The sequence below is a fragment of the Pseudomonas fluorescens genome, from assembly GCF_001307155.1.
In the GTDB taxonomy this organism is placed as follows: Bacteria; Pseudomonadota; Gammaproteobacteria; order Pseudomonadales; family Pseudomonadaceae; genus Aquipseudomonas; species Aquipseudomonas helvetica.
The window spans coordinates 4457346-4476279 of the sequence record NZ_CP012830.1 but is presented as its reverse complement, the minus strand read 5'-3'; the positions used below and the strand labels follow the sequence as shown (position 1 = coordinate 4476279).

The 18934-nt window shown below is 60.1% G+C and carries 17 protein-coding genes; 8 read left to right on the top strand and 9 right to left on the bottom strand.

Translation table 11 applies throughout. The annotated features are described in order from the left end of the window. Window positions 1–17 precede the first annotated feature (17 nt). Window positions 18–1715: an AMP-binding protein gene (locus AO353_RS20355; protein WP_054596571.1), complete on the bottom strand. Its 1698-nt coding sequence runs from the start codon at window positions 1713–1715 to the stop codon at window positions 18–20. Between the two features lie 251 nt (window positions 1716–1966). On the opposite strand from AO353_RS20355, the gene AO353_RS20350 reads away from it, so the two are divergent. The 4 genes from AO353_RS20350 to AO353_RS20335 are packed head-to-tail and all read left to right on the top strand — an operon-like array spanning window position 1967 to window position 7527. Next, window positions 1967–3130, top strand: a complete 1164-nt coding sequence (locus tag AO353_RS20350) for an isovaleryl-CoA dehydrogenase (RefSeq protein ID WP_054596570.1) — start codon at window positions 1967–1969, stop codon at window positions 3128–3130. An 11-nt stretch (window positions 3131–3141) separates the two neighbouring features. Further along, a complete protein-coding gene (locus AO353_RS20345) occupies window positions 3142–4749 on the top strand; it encodes a carboxyl transferase domain-containing protein (protein ID WP_054596569.1) in 1608 nt (535 codons plus the stop codon). A 13-nt stretch (window positions 4750–4762) separates the two neighbouring features. Then, window positions 4763–5578, top strand: a complete 816-nt coding sequence (locus AO353_RS20340; protein ID WP_054596568.1) for a gamma-carboxygeranoyl-CoA hydratase — start codon at window positions 4763–4765, stop codon at window positions 5576–5578. Further along, a complete protein-coding gene (locus AO353_RS20335; RefSeq protein WP_054596567.1) occupies window positions 5578–7527 on the top strand; it encodes an acetyl/propionyl/methylcrotonyl-CoA carboxylase subunit alpha in 1950 nt (649 codons plus the stop codon). Before AO353_RS20340 ends, AO353_RS20335 begins: the two co-directional genes overlap by 1 nt. Before the next feature lie 42 nt (window positions 7528–7569). Here AO353_RS20335 and AO353_RS20330 read toward each other — a convergent pair whose 3' ends face one another. Further along, window positions 7570–8235 (bottom strand): LexA family protein, encoded by a 666-nt coding sequence (locus AO353_RS20330; protein ID WP_054596566.1) that lies wholly within the window; start codon window positions 8233–8235, stop codon window positions 7570–7572. A 129-nt stretch (window positions 8236–8364) separates the two neighbouring features. Here AO353_RS20330 and AO353_RS20325 point away from each other — a divergent pair, with 129 nt between their 5' ends. Together AO353_RS20325 and AO353_RS20320 are read left to right on the top strand one after the other, a co-directional pair. Further along, window positions 8365–8706: a DUF6124 family protein gene (locus AO353_RS20325; protein ID WP_054596565.1), complete on the top strand. Its 342-nt coding sequence runs from the start codon at window positions 8365–8367 to the stop codon at window positions 8704–8706. 522 nt (window positions 8707–9228) lie between these two features. Further along, window positions 9229–10380, top strand: coding sequence for a M14 family metallopeptidase (locus AO353_RS20320; protein WP_054596564.1), 1152 nt, complete (start codon window positions 9229–9231; stop codon window positions 10378–10380). A 118-nt stretch (window positions 10381–10498) separates the two neighbouring features. Here AO353_RS20320 and AO353_RS20315 read toward each other — a convergent pair whose 3' ends face one another. Both AO353_RS20315 and AO353_RS20310 read right to left on the bottom strand, forming a co-directional pair. Next, window positions 10499–11041 carry a cytochrome b gene (locus tag AO353_RS20315; protein ID WP_054596563.1) on the bottom strand — a complete coding sequence of 181 codons (543 nt, stop codon included), beginning with the start codon at window positions 11039–11041 and terminating at the stop codon, window positions 10499–10501. Continuing rightward, entirely contained in the window at window positions 11038–12129 is a 1092-nt protein-coding gene (locus tag AO353_RS20310) for a catalase family peroxidase (RefSeq protein ID WP_054596562.1), read from the bottom strand. Before AO353_RS20310 ends, AO353_RS20315 begins: the two co-directional genes overlap by 4 nt. A gap of 160 nt (window positions 12130–12289) precedes the next feature. On the opposite strand from AO353_RS20310, the gene AO353_RS20305 reads away from it, so the two are divergent. Together AO353_RS20305 and AO353_RS20300 are read left to right on the top strand one after the other, a co-directional pair. Continuing rightward, window positions 12290–12796, top strand: coding sequence for an RNA polymerase sigma factor (locus tag AO353_RS20305; RefSeq protein ID WP_054596561.1), 507 nt, complete (start codon window positions 12290–12292; stop codon window positions 12794–12796). Next, window positions 12793–13545 carry an anti-sigma factor family protein gene (locus tag AO353_RS20300; protein WP_054596560.1) on the top strand — a complete coding sequence of 251 codons (753 nt, stop codon included), beginning with the start codon at window positions 12793–12795 and terminating at the stop codon, window positions 13543–13545. The genes AO353_RS20305 and AO353_RS20300 overlap by 4 nt, the downstream gene beginning before the upstream one ends. A gap of 35 nt (window positions 13546–13580) precedes the next feature. Here the strand turns inward: AO353_RS20300 and AO353_RS20295 are convergent, their stop codons facing one another. From AO353_RS20295 to AO353_RS20275, 5 genes are all read right to left on the bottom strand, one after another. Next, window positions 13581–14522 (bottom strand): spore coat U domain-containing protein, encoded by a 942-nt coding sequence (locus AO353_RS20295; protein WP_054596559.1) that lies wholly within the window; start codon window positions 14520–14522, stop codon window positions 13581–13583. Between the two features lie 78 nt (window positions 14523–14600). Further along, a complete protein-coding gene (locus tag AO353_RS20290) occupies window positions 14601–16958 on the bottom strand; it encodes a fimbria/pilus outer membrane usher protein (RefSeq protein WP_054598285.1) in 2358 nt (785 codons plus the stop codon). Between the two features lie 85 nt (window positions 16959–17043). After that, window positions 17044–17775: a molecular chaperone gene (locus tag AO353_RS20285; protein WP_371917670.1), complete on the bottom strand. Its 732-nt coding sequence runs from the start codon at window positions 17773–17775 to the stop codon at window positions 17044–17046. 100 nt (window positions 17776–17875) lie between these two features. Beyond that, the gene (locus tag AO353_RS20280; RefSeq protein ID WP_054596557.1) at window positions 17876–18376 is read right to left on the bottom strand and encodes a spore coat U domain-containing protein; all 501 of its coding nucleotides are present in this window, start codon (window positions 18374–18376) and stop codon (window positions 17876–17878) included. Between the two features lie 4 nt (window positions 18377–18380). Next, the gene (locus AO353_RS20275) at window positions 18381–18923 is read right to left on the bottom strand and encodes a spore coat U domain-containing protein (protein WP_054596556.1); all 543 of its coding nucleotides are present in this window, start codon (window positions 18921–18923) and stop codon (window positions 18381–18383) included. Window positions 18924–18934: the final 11 nt, after the last annotated feature.

The window sequence follows — 18934 nt, the reverse complement described above, 5'->3', positions numbered from 1 at the left end:
CAGGGAATTTTCAGCAGCTAGCGACGAACACGCGCCAACTCCTCAATGCTGATCTCGCGCATCCGGAACTTCTGGATCTTGCCGGTCACAGTCATCGGAAATTCCTCGACGAACTTGAAGTATCGCGGCGTCTTGAAGTGCGCGATGCGTTCTTTGCACCAGGCTTGCAGCTCCTGCTCGCTCACACTGTGGCCGGGGTGAAACTTGATCCAGGCAACGATCTCCTCGCCGTACTTCTCGCATGGAATACCGACGATCTGCACATCCGCCACCGCTGGATGGGTGAAGAAAAACTCTTCCAGCTCCCGCGGGTAAATATTCTCGCCACCACGAATGATCATGTCCTTGTTACGTCCGGCGATGCAGACGTAACCCTCTTCGTTCATGGTCGCCAGATCGCCAGTGTGCATCCAGCCAGCCTGATCGATCGCCTCGGCCGTGCCTTGCGGGTTGTTCCAATAACCGAGCATCACACTGTAACCGCGAGTGCACAGTTCACCGATGGTTCCACGGGGCACCAGATTGCCCGCCTCATCAATGATTTTGCTTTCCAACTGCGGCTGGGTGCGGCCGACCGTGGTGACGCGCAGTTCCAAATCGTCTGACGGACCGGTCTGTAACGACACCGGACTGGTTTCCGTCATGCCGTAGGCAATCTGCACTTCGCTCATGTGCATCTCGCTGATAACCCGACGCATGACTTCAATCGGGCACGTTGCCCCGGCCATGATCCCGGTACGCAACGTCGACAGGTCAAGCTCTGCACGGCGCGGTTGATCGAGCATGGCGATGAACATGGTCGGCACACCGTACAACGCGGTGGCTTTCTCTTGCGCAACAGTGGTCAACGTCAGCAACGGGTCGAAGGCGTCGTTGGGGTAAATCATGGTGCTGCCATGAGTAACACAACCCAAGTTGCCCATGACCATGCCGAAGCAGTGATACAGCGGCACCGGGATCACCAGGCGATCATTGGCGGTCAGCCCTAGGCTTTCGCCGACCATGTAACCGTTGTTGAGGATGTTGTAGTGACTGAGGGTCGCGCCCTTGGGAAATCCGGTGGTGCCGGAGGTGTATTGAATGTTTACCGCCTGGTCGAAATGCAGGCTGTTTTGCCGTGCCTTGAGCTGTTCAACCGGCACCCCGGCACCGAGATCCGCCAATTGCGACCACGGCAAAAAGCCTGATGGCGGTTGCGCGTCGAGGCTGATCACACCGCGCAAATCCGGCAAGCGCTCAGAGTGCAGGTGGCCAATGGATTGCTCGGCCAGTTCCGGTGCCAGGCCTTGCAGCATGGCGTGGTAATCGGAAGTCTTGAATGAACCGGCACACACCAGCCATTGGCAGCCGGACTGCTTCAGCACGTACTCGAGTTCGGAACTGCGATAAGCCGGATTGATGTTGACCAGAATCACCCCGATCTTCGCGCTGGCAAACTGGCTGATGCACCACTGCGCGCAGTTTGGCGCCCAGATGCCGAGACGGTCCCCCGTTTGCAAACCCAGCGCCAATAACGCTCTGGCGTGCAAATCGACCGCTTCGGCCAATTGCGCCCAGCTGTAGCGAAGTTGCTGATGACGCACCACCAATGCGTCACCCTGGGGATACTTCGCGACGGTGTTATCAAACGCTTGGCCAATGGTCATCGCCAGCAAGGCTTTGTCCTGTGAACCACGGCTGTAGCTGTGCTGTGGGGGAGCACTGTGTTGATCCATGACGACCCCTATTGTCTTTATTTTAGGAGCGAGGCTTACCTGCGACAGGTCTGCCCCGGCGTTACTGAAAGTCCGCGCTATCGTTCATCGCGAGCAAGCTCGGCGCCTACAGAGTCGCTCAAGTTGACGTTAACGTAAAGGGTGATTGACAGCCATTCGTCACAGGCTTACGTTAACGTAAAGGTGACAGTCGATTCGGCGCGCTATGCAGGCCGATTCTCCATTTATAAAAACAAGTTTGAAGGTGCCCCATGAGCTATCCGACCCTGAACTTTGCCCTCGGCGAAACCATCGACATGCTGCGTGACCAGGTCCGCGCCTTCGTCAGCAAAGAGATCGCCCCGCGCGCAGCACAGATCGATATCGATAACCTGTTCCCGGCTGACTTGTGGCGTAAATTCGGTGACATGGGGTTGCTGGGGATTACCGTTCCAGAAGAATACGGCGGTGCCGGTCTGGGCTATCTGGCGCACGTGGTGGCCATGGAAGAAATCAGCCGCGGCTCGGCCTCGGTCGCCCTGTCCTACGGCGCGCATTCCAACCTCTGCGTCAATCAGATCAACCGCAACGGCACCCACGAACAGAAAGCCAAATACCTGCCGAAGCTGATCAGCGGCGAGCACATCGGCGCCCTCGCCATGAGCGAGCCGAACGCCGGCTCCGACGTGGTTTCGATGAAACTGCGCGCCGACAAACGTGGCGACCACTATGTGCTCAACGGCAGCAAGACCTGGATCACCAACGGCCCGGATGCCAACACTTACGTGATCTACGCCAAGACCGACCTGGAAAAGGGCCCGCATGGGATCACCGCATTTATCGTCGAACGCGACTGGAAAGGTTTCAGCCGCAGCAACAAATTCGACAAGCTCGGCATGCGCGGCTCGAACACCTGCGAGCTGTTCTTCGATGATGTTGAAGTCCCGGAAGAAAACATCCTGGGCGTGCTCAACGGTGGCGTGAAAGTGCTGATGAGCGGCCTCGATTATGAGCGCGTGGTGCTCTCCGGCGGGCCAACCGGGATCATGCAGGCCTGCATGGACCTCATCGTTCCGTACATCCACGACCGCAAACAGTTCGGCCAAAGCATCGGCGAATTCCAGCTGATCCAGGGCAAGGTCGCCGACATGTACACCCAGCTCAACGCCAGCCGCGCCTACCTGTACGCAGTGGCACAAGCCTGCGAGCGTGGCGAAACCACCCGCAAGGACGCTGCCGGCGTAATCCTTTACAGCGCTGAACGCGCCACGCAAATGGCCCTCGATGCGATCCAGATTCTGGGTGGCAACGGCTACATCAACGAATTCCCGGCAGGCCGTCTGCTGCGTGACGCCAAGCTGTATGAAATCGGTGCGGGAACCAGTGAGATCCGTCGCATGCTGATCGGTCGCGAACTCTTCAACGAAACCCGCTAACGGAGCTGTCCATGGCAATCCTGCACACCCAGCTCAACCCTCGTTCGGCGGAGTTCACGGCCAACAGCGCGGCGATGCTTGCCCAGGTCGACGCCTTGCACACCCTGCTCGCTCAGGTCCGGCAAGGCGGTGGCGCCAAGGCCCAGGAACGGCATACCTCACGCGGCAAACTGCTGCCTCGTGAGCGGATCAATCGCCTGCTCGACCCTGGTTCGCCTTTTTTGGAAATCAGCCAACTGGCCGCTTACGAGGTCTACGGTGAAGATGTCCCCGCCGCCGGAGTGATCGCCGGCATCGGCCGGGTCGAAGGCGTCGAATGCATGATCGTCGCCAACGACGCGACCGTGAAAGGCGGTTCGTACTACCCGCTGACGGTGAAAAAACACCTGCGCGCCCAGACCATCGCCCAACAGAATCGCCTGCCGTGCATCTACCTGGTCGACTCCGGCGGCGCCAACCTGCCACGTCAGGATGAAGTGTTCCCGGACCGTGAGCACTTCGGGCGGATCTTCTTCAACCAGGCCAACATGAGCGCCATGGGCATCCCGCAGATCGCTGTGGTCATGGGCTCCTGCACCGCCGGTGGCGCCTATGTGCCGGCCATGGCCGATGAAGCGATCATGGTCCGTCAGCAGGCAACGATTTTCCTTGCCGGCCCGCCACTGGTGAAAGCCGCGACCGGTGAAGTGGTCAGCGCCGAAGACCTGGGCGGTGCCGATGTGCACTGCAAGATTTCCGGTGTGGCCGACCACTACGCCGACAGCGACGAACACGCGTTGGCCCTGGCTCGGCGCAGTGTTGCCAACCTCAACTGGCGCAAGCTCGGTGAACTGCAACAACTTACGCCAATCGCACCGCTCTACAGCAGCGACGAGTTGTACGGCGTGGTGTCGGCCGATGCCAAGCAACCGTTCGACGTGCGTGAAGTCATCGCTCGCCTGGTCGACGGCTCAGTGTTCGACGAATTCAAGGCGCTGTTCGGTACGACGCTAGTCTGTGGTTTTGCACACCTGCACGGCTACCCGATCGCGATTCTCGCCAACAACGGCATCCTCTTCGCCGAAGCTGCGCAGAAAGGTGCGCACTTTATCGAACTGGCCTGCCAGCGCGGGATTCCATTGCTGTTCCTGCAAAACATCACCGGCTTCATGGTCGGCCAGAAGTATGAAGCTGGCGGCATTGCCAAGCACGGCGCAAAACTGGTCACCGCCGTGGCCTGCGCCAAGGTGCCGAAATTCACTGTGATCATCGGCGGCAGCTTCGGCGCCGGTAACTACGGCATGTGTGGACGGGCCTACGATCCGCGGTTCCTGTGGATGTGGCCGAACGCGCGAATCGGCGTGATGGGCGCCGAGCAAGCCGCGGGCGTGCTGGTTCAGGTCAAGCGCGAACAGGCTGAACGCAGCGGTCATCCGTTCTCCGACGCCCAGGTAGCCGAGATCAAGCAACCGATCCTCGATCAGTACGAAGAACAGGGCCACCCCTACTATTCCAGCGCCCGGTTGTGGGACGACGGCGTCATTGACCCGGCGCAAACCCGCGACGTGCTGGCCCTGGCCTTGTCTGCATCGCTGAATGCACCTATCGAACCGAGCCGCTTCGGCGTGTTCCGGATGTGATCTGGAGAAAACCATGAGCGACTTCAATACCCTCGAACTGCTGACCGACCCGCGTGGTTTCGCCACGCTGTGGTTGAGTCGCGAGGCGAAAAACAACGCCTTCAACGCCGAAATGATCCGCGAACTGATCCTCGCGCTGGACAAGGTCCAGAGCAACCCGAGCCTGCGTTTTCTGCTGGTGCGCGGACGTGGCAAGCATTTCAGCGCTGGCGCTGACCTGGCCTGGATGCAGCAATCGGCCGAACTCGATTACCACACCAACCTTGACGACGCTCGCGAGCTGGCTGAGTTGATGTACAACCTGGCCAAGCTGAAAATCCCGACGCTGGCGGTTGTCCAGGGCGCGGCCTATGGCGGCGCTTTGGGCTTGATCAGTTGCTGCGACATGGCGATTGGTGCCGATGACGCGCAATTCTGCCTGTCGGAAGTGCGCATCGGCCTGGCGCCGGCGGTGATCAGCCCTTTCGTTGTGCAAGCCATCGGCGAACGGGCCGCGCGCCGTTATGCACTGACCGCTGAACGCTTCAGTGGCCAACGTGCCCAAGAAATCGGCCTGCTCAGCGAAAGCTATCCTGCCAGCGAACTGGAGTCGCAGGTCGAACAGTGGATCAACAATCTGTTGCTCAATAGCCCACACGCCATGCGCTCAAGCAAGGAGCTGCTGCGTGAAGTCGGCAACGGCGCCCTGAACCCGGCGTTGCGCCGTTACTGCGAAAACGCGATCGCCCGAATTCGTGTCAGCCCTGAAGGTCAGGAAGGCTTGCGGGCGTTCCTGCAAAAACGTCCGCCAAGCTGGCAGTCCGAATCCACCACCAAGGAGCTGCGTTGATGAGCGCGCCTGTTCTCACCACCTTGCTGGTGGCCAACCGTGGTGAAATTGCCTGCCGAGTGATGCGCACCGCCAAGGCGCTGGGCCTGACCACTGTGGCCGTGCACAGCGCTACCGATCGCGATGCGCGGCACAGTCGCGAGGCAGACATCCGCGTCGACCTGGGTGGCAGCAAAGCCGCTGACAGCTACCTGCAAATCGACAAACTGCTCGCTGCCGCCAAGGCCAGCGGCGCTCAGGCGATTCACCCGGGTTATGGTTTTCTCTCGGAGAACGCCGGATTTGCGCGCGCCATTGAAGCCGCCGGTTTGATTTTCCTCGGCCCACCCGCTTCGGCCATTGACGCCATGGGCAGCAAATCCGCCGCCAAAGCCTTGATGGAAACTGCGGGTGTGCCGCTGGTACCGGGTTATCACGGCGAAGCTCAGGACCTGGAAACCTTCCGCGATGCCGCCGAGCGCATCGGCTATCCGGTGCTGCTCAAGGCGACTGCCGGTGGCGGTGGTAAAGGCATGAAAGTGGTCGAGGACGTCAGCCAGCTGGCCGAAGCCCTGGCCTCGGCGCAGCGTGAAGCGCAATCTTCGTTTGGCGATTCGCGGATGCTGGTGGAAAAGTACCTGCTCAAACCGCGGCATGTGGAAATCCAGGTCTTCGCTGATCAGCACGGTAACTGCCTGTACCTCAACGAACGTGATTGCTCGATTCAACGTCGCCACCAGAAAGTCGTCGAAGAGGCGCCGGCCCCTGGCCTGAGCGCGCAACTGCGCAAAGCCATGGGTGAAGCGGCAGTCCGCGCGGCGCAAGCGATCGGTTATGTCGGCGCAGGCACCGTGGAATTTCTGCTGGATTCGCGCGGTGAGTTCTTCTTCATGGAGATGAATACGCGCCTGCAGGTCGAACACCCGGTCACCGAAGCCATCACCGGTCTCGACCTGGTGGCGTGGCAGATTCGCGTCGCCCAAGGCGAGCCGCTGCCCATGACGCAGGCGCAGGTGCCGTTGCTCGGCCATGCAATTGAAGTGCGTTTGTATGCCGAAGACCCGAGCAATGACTTCTTGCCGGCCACCGGACACCTGGCGCTGTACCGCGAGTCGGCTGCGGGCCCGGGCCGGCGTGTCGACAGCGGTGTCGAGGAAGGCGACAGTATTTCGCCGTTCTACGATCCGATGCTTGGCAAGCTGATCGCCTGGGGCGTGGACCGCGAACAGGCACGTTTGCGGCTGCTGAGCATGCTGGAAGAGTTCGCCATTGGCGGGCTGAAGACCAACATCAACTTTCTGCGCCGAATCATCGGACACCCGGCCTTTGCTGCGGCGGAGCTGGATACAGGATTCATCCCACGTTATCAGGACCAATTGCTGCCAGCGCCAAACGAACTCAGCGATGCGTTCTGGCAAGCCGCTGCCCAAGCCTTTGCGCAAAGCCAGGCACACCACGTACGCGCCGATGACCCGGGTTCACCATGGGCCGTTGGCAGCGGTTTCCGTGCCGGGTTGCCGGCAGAAACCACGCTGCACTTAAGCTGCGAAGACCAGGACCGGGCCATCACCCTGGCAACGGCCGAGACCCGTAACACCGAGCTCAACGGTGAGCAATTGCTGGTCGAGCATCACGGCTTGCGCCGTCAGCATCGCGCCATCCGTCAGGCTGAAACCCTGTACCTGCAATGGGAGGGTGAGCTGCGCTGCATCAAGCTTTACGACCCTATCGCCGCGGTCGAAGCCAGCCATAGTCATCAGGGCGGTCTGACCGCGCCAATGAATGGCAGCATCGTCCGTGTATTGGTAACGCCAGGGCAAACGGTCGAAACCGGTGCGCAACTGGTGGTACTGGAAGCCATGAAAATGGAGCACAGCATTCGTGCGCCCCATGCAGGCGTGGTCAAAGCCTTGTATTGCCAGGAGGGCGAGATGGTCAACGAAGGCAGTGCGCTGGTGGAGCTGGAATAATCGCGTTCTGATAACAGGTCCTACGCCGTAGGACCTGTCTGACTAGAACTTGGCAGTTGCCTGCACCACGACTCCGATAATTCGGCACTCGTCGGTAAACAGGGCTTTCGGGTAAGTCGGATTCAGCGGCACGAGATACCGTTGACCGCCCTCTTCGATCAATTTGCGGAACGTCGCTTCGGCACTGTCTGGCCACTGCGCGATCACCAGTTTACCGGGCACGGCTTCAACCGCCGGGTCGACCAGAATCAGCATGTCTTGCGCAATACTGATACCGCTCGGTGCGGTCATCGCATCGCCGACCACGACCAGCCAGAACGCCGGACCTTGGGCGTGATAATCCGATAACTCGTGACGCCCCTTGGCATAAGCAGCCGGCGCAGCCTCGCGCACCTCACTGATACCCTGCCAGTCACTGACCGGGTAACGGAAGTACGGGTTGTACTTTTGCGCCAGCGATACCTCGTAATCGCCCTCTTGCGGCTCGTCACTCGCAAGCTCGGGTTCCCTGATCACCAGGGCGACTTCGAGAAACCCCAGCCCCAACTCCCGAAGCACCCGGTTCATATCCTCGAGGCTGGGCTGGCGACGCTTGTTCAGCCAATGGCCGATGCCGCCCTGAGACATTGCGAGACGCTCTGCGAGCTTTTCCTGAGTGATTTTGAGCTCACTCATCTTGGCCTTGACCAACTCAATCCATTTATCCATGGGCGGAACAATACTTCGCGTAGTCGGACCCTCAACACACACATTGTAGTATTTAATTTTTCGTCATGAATACAGTTTGTACTAGGATTCGAATTACCCAATCGCCCCACCCACGGAGCATTACCCACCATGGACATCACCCGCAAAGACACGGCCGAACAAGAGATCGACGCGAACTTCACCTCGCTCAAGGGCTGTGCAGCAGCCCAACGCGCCCTGGACTATTACTTGAAACCAACTGTTTCAGAATTCGAAGTCGCGGAGCGATTCTTCGATGTAAACCGTAACATCAGCAGCGAAGAAGCTCTGGTCCATGCATCGGACTTGCTGCGCTGTGCGGCCGCGACTGCTTATGAGTCGGCAGACAACCTGCATGGCGCAAGCCGCGATCTGGCATTTTCAGTCGTACACATGATCGACATGGCCAAGGCCATGGTGGACAGGTCCCTGGACGGTGACCAGAAAGGATGAACAGGAAAACACGATTAGAAAACGCTGCGATCTGACTCAAGCCACAGACGTTTGGGGCAGCCACAGGAAAAATTCTTCCTATAAGGCAGGTGAAAACATTTGACTTGCAAATGATAATGATTATTATTGCATGCAGCTGGTCGCGAGATCAGTCGATAGACCAAGAGACCTTAGGTCGGACTCCTGGAATATCTCCTCATCAGGCTAATCACGGTTTTTGACCCGGCTTTTTGCCGGGTCTTTTTTTGCCAGTTATTCTGGCTATGGCTTCAGGCTAATGAAGTCGGGTGCTGCTGAATTCGATGGCTCGGATGATATCAAAAGAGCATCTTTTTGCAACAGACCGCTCAAGCACGGGCTTTAGGGCGCCAAAAATAGCACTTGAGAATCAATCGCATAAACACTAAGCTGCGACTGCGTCAAGGACGACGCCCCCCATTTTATCCCCGCGCAAATTGCCCTCGGCTTTCCCACCCTTGCGTGTAAAGTAACAGCCATAAAAATCATACTCAGGAATAGATTATGACCGTGGCCCACCGCTCCTTTGAGATCACCGCCAACTTCGACAGCGGCAACATCGAGGTGCTGGACATCAGCAATCCGCTACAGGCCTTGCTGGCCATCAAACCCGATACCCGCAGTCAGCATTTCCAGTGGTTTCACTTCAAGGCCAGTGGTCTGCACGTCGGCCAGGAACATTGGTTTCGACTGAACAACGCCAGTAAATCCTCCTATCACAAGGCATGGGACGGTTACCAGGCGGTGGCCTCGTATGACCACGTCAACTGGTTCCGTGTGCCGACGATCTTTGAAGGCGACTGCCTGCGCTTCAGCCTCGAAGCCACCGAGACTCACGCCTGGTTCGCCTACTTTGAACCCTATAGCCGCGGACGCCACGATTGGCTGATCGACCAGGCGTTGAGCAAGGCTGGCACCGAACTGCTGGCCACCGGCAAAAGCGTCGAAGGTCGGGATATTCAATTGTTGCGCAAAGGCAGCGGCGCCGAGGGCCAGCGCAAGATCTGGATCATTGCCCAGCAGCATCCTGGCGAACACATGGCCGAGTGGTTCATGGAAGGTGTCATCGAACGTCTGCAACAGCACAATGATCCTGAGTTGAACAAACTGCTGGCCAGTGCCGATTTGTATCTGGTACCAAACATGAACCCGGACGGCGCTTTCCATGGTCACCTGCGGACCAACGCCATGGGCAAGGACCTCAACCGCGCCTGGCAGAGCGCGAGCCAGGACGCCAGCCCGGAAGTACTCTTCGTTCAACAGCAAATGGAGAAGTACGGTGTCGACCTGTTCCTCGATATCCACGGTGATGAAGAAATCCCCTACGTGTTCACTGCTGGCTGCGAAGGCAACCCGGGCTACACGCCGCGAATCGCACAGCTCGAAGAGCACTTTCGCAGTCATCTGAAACACCTGACCCGCGACTTCCAGACCACCCACGGCTACACCCGTGACCTCCCGGGCAAGGCCAACATGACCCTTGCCTGCAACAGCGTCGGTGAGAAGTTCGATTGCCTGTCGTTGACGCTGGAGATGCCATTCAAGGACAACAACGACGCACCGAATGCCCGCACCGGCTGGTCGGGCAAGCGTTCGATGCAGTTGGGCAAGGATGTGCTGTCGACGATTGCGGAGATGGTCGGCACCCTGCGTTGATGCCTCTCAATGGCTGCGTGCCGGTACGGCGTGCAGCCATTTTTCACTCGACGGCGCTGATCTATTGGCTGCTGATGCTGAAAAGCGGCGCACCTGAGCGATGCGCCGTGCCAGCCAATCAGTGATCCTTGCTGTGCAACATGCTTTGCAACACCCCGTCACGACGCACCCAGCCATGGAACAACGCCGCTGCCAGGTGCGACAGAACGGTCAGAAACAGCAGGTACGCCAGATAACCGTGGGCCCTGCGTAGAAAGGCAAACAGCAACGCATTCGCCGGCACAATCGCGGGCAATTGCCACGAACTGCCGAGCATCACCGGGTCCCCTGCTGCCGATATCATCGCCCAGCCCAGCAACGGCAAGATCAGCATCAATGCGTAAAGCAGCCCATGCGATGCCTTGGCCGCCAATGCCTGCCAGCCCGGCAAGTCTGTCGGCAACGGCGGCTGGCGAGTCGAGAAGCGTACAAACAGACGCACTATCACCAACAGCAGAATCGCCACGCCCAACGGCTTGTGCAGGTGGATCAGCCATTCATGGCGTTCGGATACAGACGCGACCATGCCAGCACCGATAAACAGCATGGCGACGACCATCACCGCCATCAGCCAATGCAGCAGCCGCGCCAGCGGAGTGAAATGATGAGGGTGCGCGCTCATTGTGGCGACTCCTGTTTGGCGGTGGGTAACTGGTCGACTTGAGCGGTTCGACGCAGGTAAGAACGGGCATAAGCTGCCGAACGTGCGGCCAGCAACGGGTCATCGGAACCCTCGATACCGCTCGGCAAGACCAGCGGGTCGTAATTGATGTCGCGGCATTCGCCATCGTTCTGTGCCTGGGCGCTTTCCAGCACCAGCGTCCCGGCGTTCAGGACCTTGCGCTCACCCAGCCAGGCCTTGCTGGCGTCGTTGGTCGGGTCAGTAGCATTGGCCAGCGTCATATTCAGTTGCCAACGCAACGACCCGCTCTTCAAGCGCTGGAGCAAATCTTTTTCAAGAAAGTCCGCACCTTCAGGGGCACTGGCGCCGACCGCATCACGCGCCACGGGGACCACGCTCCAGCGCACTGCCTGACGCTGACCCGCAGCGTTGACCAGATAGAAAGCGTTGATGCCGTTGTAGGTCTCGGTCACGTAACTGGCCGACGGCTTGGCGCTCTTGACCCATTGCAGGAAAGGCGCGGTTTCCGGGTGTGTGGCAAAAAACGCCGGGACGCTGGCAGGATTGGGTTTGCCGGTGGCCGGATCGGGTGTCTGGGCCTGTTGTAGCTGATAGAAGGCTTCAGGCGTGCCCACCGGGAACACCGGCATGCTGTTCATTCCCGTGCGCCATTGTTGACCATTGGCCTGCTTGAAGCGCAACGCCAGGCTGCGGATCGGTACGCTGCTGTCCGGTGCATAAGGATTGCCGCTGGGCAACGCAAAACGCCCGACAACCGGCGTTCGCGCCGCGCTGAAGACCTGGGCGGTTGAATACGGGCGCGCCTCGCTGGTGCTTTCAAAATACCCGGCCACGCACACGCCCTTGGCGTGATTGCGCCGAAAGCCCGGGTGTACACCATTGTTTTTCTCCAGCACGTCGACCAGCGCTTTTGGTGTCAGACGCTGTGGGTCAAACGTGCCATTGACGTAGGCAAAAGCCCCGGCCAGGGCAGCGACTACTGCGCCGATACCGGCCAGGCGCAAAGCCAGGCTCATGCGGCTCAAGGGGATTTTGTCTGGCCGTGGCGGCGGTGAACGATCAACCATGTGAACATCTCCAGGGCCGTGGGCCACCGGTGGAAAGGATCAATCAGACGAAGCCCGCAGAGGTTTATTCCCTGACCCGGTGTTTATTTTTCCACTGCTGGAATAACCTCCACTGCCGGACGTCTTCCTGATCCAAAGCGTAATGACTAGCCAGCATTCCATGAACGATCTCGACGAACCGTTACGTGAACTCATCCCCAGGCTGCGGCGTTTTGCCGTGTCGCTGACGCGCAACCCCAGCAACGCTGACGATCTGGTGCAGTCGTGCCTGGAGCGGGCGCTGTCGGGATGGGGCGACAAACGCCCGGACGGCGATTTGCGCGCCTGGCTGTTTTCGATTCTGTATCGACAGTTTCTCGACGCCCATCGACGCTCAAGGCGCTACGCGCGAATGCTTGAGTTCTTCACCGGTCGCGACGATGCCCAGCCCTCGGTCGAGCGCACGGTGCTGGCGCAATCGACGCTGCAAGCCTTCGACAAACTGACCACCGAACAACGCGCGCTGTTGCTCTGGGTCTCGGTGGAAGGCTTGAGTTACAAGGAGGTCGCCGAGATTCTCGACGTTCCTACCGGCACGGTGATGTCTCGTCTGTCCCGCGCTCGCCAGGCCTTGCGCCAACTCAGCGATGGCGAAATCACCAGCCCCTCTTTGCGGATACTCAAATGATCAGCATGCCCCCAAGCGTCAATGACCTGCACGCCTACGTCGACCATCAACTCGACGACGCGGACCGGCGACTGGTGGAAACGTACCTGGCGGCCAATCCGCACGTTGCCGAGCAGGTTCAGGCCTGGCAACAGGACGCCCAGCAATTGCGCGCAGCCTTGAGCGGCGCCTTGCAGCAACCGCCCAACCCGAACCTCGACCCCAGCGTGATTCGCCGGCGTCTGAAACGACAGTCCCGCCGCCACTTGGCCAGCGCCGCCGTGTTGCTGATCGCGGTCAGCGTCGGTGGCTTGGGCGGCTGGCAAGCACGGGAAATGACCACGGTTGGCGCAGCACTGCCGATGACCGATGCGATGCAGGCGTACCGGATGTTCGCCCAGCAAGGCATCCTGCCGGCCGATTACACAGTCACCGATGACGGCGATATGCAGGGCTGGCTTGACCATTACTTCTCCCAGGCCAATCGCCTGCCGAACCTCGCCAACTCGGGGTTCAAACCGGTCAGCGGACGGTTGTTGAGCACCGAGCAAGGTCCCGCAGCGATGGTGATGTACGAGGACCAGAGCGGCCGCAAGATCAGTTTCTACGTCCGTCCGCCAGGCCCGAAAAACTACCTGCTACCACGCGGCAGTCGCAGCGACGGCGAGTTGCAGGCCGAGTACTGGTCGGGGCCCGGGTACAACTACGCGATGGTCAGCGAGGCCCGGGATCCGGCGACGCAGATGCTCAAGCAGATGCAGCGGTTTTAACCCTTGAACACTGAATGGCAGGCTTCCAGTGCCAGCTAAAACCCCACATCCAGCACCACATTGTCCACGTAGGTGCCGGCCGGTGGAGTGCTCTGGTCGGTGTAGATCCTGGCGTTGTAATTGAAGATCTGGCTGCCATTCCCCAGACCGTTGCCGGGATTGACCTCGGCGTCGGAACTGGCCCGTCGCGCAGTCGTAACACTGCCCCAGCGGGTGCTGCCGGCACTTTTGAAAATGTCATAGGCCAGGTAATTGCCGCCCGAGATCATCCGCCGGCGCCCGCCAACGCTGACAGCGTGCTGGCCATCGTCCAGCCCCACGGTGTAGGCGCTGCCCTTGGTGCACGTGAGGTTGACCGTCTGATTGGTGACCGCCGCAAACCCGCTGATGACCGGAGCGCTACCGAAACTGATATTGGGTGCGGTGATCAGGCAGTCGTTAGTGACCGTCATCGAGACCGTCAGGCTGACGGTACCGCTGCCGGTATCACGCAACGCGCAAATCCCCCCCGTACCCAGTGCATAGCAATAGTTCCAGCTCCAGGCAACGCTCAGGGTTTCCGAGTACACACCTGCAGCAACATTGCTGCCGATGATGCTGTCCAGATAGATCGGCACTGTCTTGGCCACCAGCGGGTTGCTCAGCAGCCCCAGGTTATCGGCAATCGAGTTGCGGGCGAAGTCGAACGCCGTGCCGCGCAGGATCGGATAACTGGTGCTGTTATCGCCATACAGCGTGTAGCTGATCACATCTCCGGTAGGACCAACCAACCCTGAAGTCGCCGCAGTAAACGTGGCATACAGGTGGTCAGTGGCCGTCAGTTGCGACGCCAGCGATCCGGTGCAGCTCAACCCGGCATTGGTGGTCGAACTGGGCTGCGAAGTAGTGCGCACCGTGATCGAACTGACCGAGCCGAAGCTTGCAGGCACGGTGCTGACCGTCGAGCACAGCGCCCAGGTATGCCCCGACAGTGCCATCGCAAGCAGTCCCAGCCCTCTGCCGACCCATCGACTACATTCGTGCACAACCCACCTCCGTGCTGGTTGCCTGGCCACTCATTGGCACACCAAAGGCCCGATCAACGGCACCTGTTCCTGTCTGATATCGACGTTGAACTGCGCCCCGCAGGTGCGTCCGTCGGCCAGGGTCACGTGCAAGGTGTTGCGCGTTTGCAGGTTCTCCAGGTAGACCAGACCGTCCCAACCGACGACCGCGTTCACTCCGCTCTGCTCGTGCAGCACGTTACTGCCCAGCGGCAATTCCTGTTGCCGAGTGTCCACCAGCACCACGCTGGCGGCGACGACCCGGGTCAACGGGAACTCCAGCAAATACCCGCTGCCACGCCGGACCGCGACACGCTGTTCGACATTCGGGCTCTGCACGTTACTCGGCAAGTTCAGCGGATCGATTTCGTATTTAGCGCGGTAATAAGCGCTGCTCCATGGCACCAGAAGATGCCCCTTACCGTCCGTCTGGCCGACCAGCTGGTTTTCATAACGCACTGGAATGTCGGCGAAACCCTTGGTGCTGACCACCACAAAGGCGTCGTCGATACGGTTGGCGGCAAACACCTGACGGTCCATCCACACCAGCGATCCACTGGCATCGGCCCAACGGGTCTCGGCTTCACTGCTGCCATACACGCCGGCCTGCAACTGCACCGACTGCAAGCGCCAGGTCAGGTCGGCCTGGCGGTAATCCGGACCCTGGCCATGGGCGTATCCAAGATTGAAGCCCAGTCCGCCTTGCGTGGGCACGGCCTGGCTGTAGTTGACTCGCTGCCGGCTTTCGCCGGTTTTGCTGCGCTCAGTGCTTAGGGCAAGACTGCCGCGCAGGTCGAACGGAATCACCAGCTGCGCCTGCATCGCCCAGTTGCTGTCACCGATTTCACGGTTAGCCGACAGGTAGAAACTGGTGTTGCGCCACAACGGTTTGCTCCAGGTCAGGTTGAGCAAGCGCGTGCGCGAGTCATCGCCGGCGCGCACATCGAAATAACCGGCCCCCAAACTACCCCAGGTGTCGAGATTGAGGTTCAGTGTCACTTGTTCGCTGCGCTGGCTGAGGCTCGCGAAGGGGCTGTCGATCATGCTCAGGTCAGCATATTGATCACGCCGTTGCACGCGCTGATACGACAGGCTGTAACGCTGGCTGCTGTATTGATAACCCAGGCTCAACTGCTGACCGCGGGTGCCGTCGAACTGGCTTTGACTGACCGCCGTATTGAGCACCCCGACGTTGCCCAGCCGCAGGTTGCCGCCAACACCGCCAAGGGTCAGTGAGTCCGAAGCTTCGGCGTGACTTTCCAGGGTCAGGCTGTCCGTCAGGCCATAACGCAGGCTGCCGGACGTGACACCGGGTCCATAGCCGAAATCGCGTATCCCGAAGTCACGACGCAAGGTGCCCGCCGCCACCGAAAAATCGGTCAGACCTTGTTGCAGCAGACTGCTGGTCACGTAAAACGGTACCGTGGTCGAGACTTGCCGACCCAGCGCATCAGTCGTCACGACCACCGCTTCACCGGCACCGTTGATGAACGGAATGTTGGTCAGGGTGTAAGGGCCGGGTTGCAGGTCGGCGCTGCTGGATTTGTAGCCGTTGATGAACAGGTCGACCGAAGAAGGCACCGCGGCCTCGCCGGCAAACTGTGGCAAAGGGTATGTCACCAAGTCTGGCCGCACACCGAAATCGCGCGACAACTGCACGCCTCCCAGGCGCACCGAACTGCTCCAGGGCAAGGCGCCGCTGACCAGGTCACCGGCCTCGTAGGTCAGTAAACGATCGTCATCGGAGTAACGCCACGTGGTGTCGTATCGCAGATAACCGTTGTTCAGCGTACTGCTCGCGTCCCCGGATAGCGTGCGTCGGTACTGCCCGGTGTTGGACAGCGTGCCCCAGCTGTCGAAGAACCGCACTTCGTTCCAGGCAGCCAGGTAGGTGCCACCATCATCGGTGTCGTTGAGGTAAAGGTCGTAGTTGAGCAACGCGCCGAAACTGCTCAGCGCCGGCGTGCGTGGATAGGCTTGCCGGTTACCGATAAATTGCTCCGGCAACCACTCTGGCGGAACGTTCAAGAGCAAGCGCTGCCCCTGGCTGTCGTATTCGCTGTGCAAGCCCTCGAGGCTGTCGAGACCGACTTCCGCGCTCAGGTGCTCGGGCAGTTTCATACCGGTCTCACGCAACACTGAAGCTGGCAGGAACAAGCGCCCGCCCCGCTGCTCGACCGCCACCACCCGTCCGGTATTCATCTGGTTGACCACCAATTCCAGAAACAACTGCGCATCCGCCACCGCCTCCATGCCGGTGGGAGGTGGCGGTAAATCACCGGCGTTGCTGTGAGGAACACCGGCCAGCCAGCAAACCCCGACCACCGCCCACGACAGACACTGAATACTGCGAGCCTGATCCTGGCTCAATACCGCTTTACGCCCCTCTATGGACATATCCCTCCTGTTCACGGGCGCTCTCTATCTGCCCGTCACCTCCTCCTGGCTCCCGCTATCAATGCGCCGGGGCAACACTTTGCACCTGCGGTGCACCGTTGACCCGCACCTGCAACGCCGGATCACCGGCAATCGCCTCGGGAGCCGGCCAGCGCATGATTGCGCCAGGTAACACATAGCCCAGCAGCCCCTCCGCCAGCGGCCGGGTCTGGCTGCCCTGCTTGAAGGCCACATCGGTCAGACGCGCATGCACCGCCCCCTGATTGCGCACCTCCACATAGGAACGACCATTGACCGCGACTTTGCGCCAGCTCAGGTCAGGCACCCCGGCACCTTTCGGATCGCGCTTGCGGGTCGCGTCCTCCTTGCTCCACAGACCTGTCCCGTAGGCGAACAGCGGCACCGAATAGCGCATCTGGAAACGAATCGCCGCTGCCGTCTTGCCGTCTTCAACGGAGGGCGGTGCGGCTGAAGGGATTTCATCGATGATGATGCGGTAGGCCAACTCCTGACCGGGGGGCACGTCACGGGTGCGGGTCAGGCGCACCAATTGCTTCTGGCCGGGTTCGATCTTCGCCACCGGTGGGCTGCCGATCACGTCGCGCTGGTTCTGATACTGATCGTCGAAACCGCTCTGGCTCCAGGCGAACACCCGGATCTGCAGGTTCGCAGTTTCCGTACCGCGATTCTCCAGCCACAACGCGCTAGCCTGCTGGTCAGCTTCCAGCACCGGATCGATCGGCCAGATCAGCACCGAACTGGCGGCCTGTGCCAAGACCGGACCCAGCATCAACAGGGCGAGCACCGCGCAACGCACGGCCTGCTGCCGCTGCGAAGGTAAACACATACGCCTACTCCTTAGCCTTGCGGGCCTGATCAAAAACGCCGCATTACCACGACAGCTGCACCTGCAGCACATCGCTGTACGTCCCCCCAGGCTGATTGCCCGGCAACTGCACTTGCCCATAAATCGGCAAGCTGATGTCATTTGCATCGCTATAAGCCACGGCCACGCTTTGGCCGATTCCCAGGCTCTGGCTATAGGCCGCATCGCTAAACAACGAATAGGCCACCCGGGCACTGCCGCTATCGAGCTGCATGTGCCGACCGCTGCTGTTGTACAGCCCGCCATCGACCGTCATGTTCAGCGTGACACCCGGCGTGCATTGCAATTGCACCCCGCCGGTCAACGTGACCTGCACGGAGCTGGTCGACAGCGCCGAGCTGCTGCCAAAGTTCAGGCTGCCGTAATTCGACACCCCGCCCACCACCAGACACCCCGCCACTACCGTCGCACTGACCTGAAAACTCTGGCTGGTCACCGCCGACAATGGCATCGGCAAGCAACTGGCACCTATCAGCAGCAGGCACCTATAGCCATGACTGGCCATCGCACTAGAACGCCAGTTCAACCGCAACGGTGTCGGTGTAGGAGCCCGCTGGCAGACCTGCCTTGCCCACCGCTTTACCGTAGATGTTCACTGTTTGCGCTACACCGGTGCTGGTGGCCAGGCTGATAACGTCATCTATCGCCAGAAGCGTTGTGTGGCCCGAGTCGGAGTAGAGGTCGTACGGTACGAAGTTGCCACTGCCATCGGCCAAGGCCCGGGTACCGCCGGCCGATTGTCCGTCATTGGTGCCCGCCCGAACCTTGACCGTAGGGCTGGTGCCACTGGAGCATAGAATCGATAGCGCCCCACCGCTGCCGCTGAGTACCTGACCACTGGCGGTGGTAAACAGACTGGTCGCTGTACCGAAGCTCAAGGTACCGAAGTTGATGCCAGTCCCCGCCCCCGTGCCGGCACCATTGACCTGACAGGCCGCGGTCAGGGTCAGGTTGGCAGAAATCTGCCCGGTGACAGTGGTGACCGCCTGGGCACTGGAGGCCAGCGCCAGACCGAACAACGACACGGCAATCCTGGATATAAACATGTGCATGAGGTTCCTCC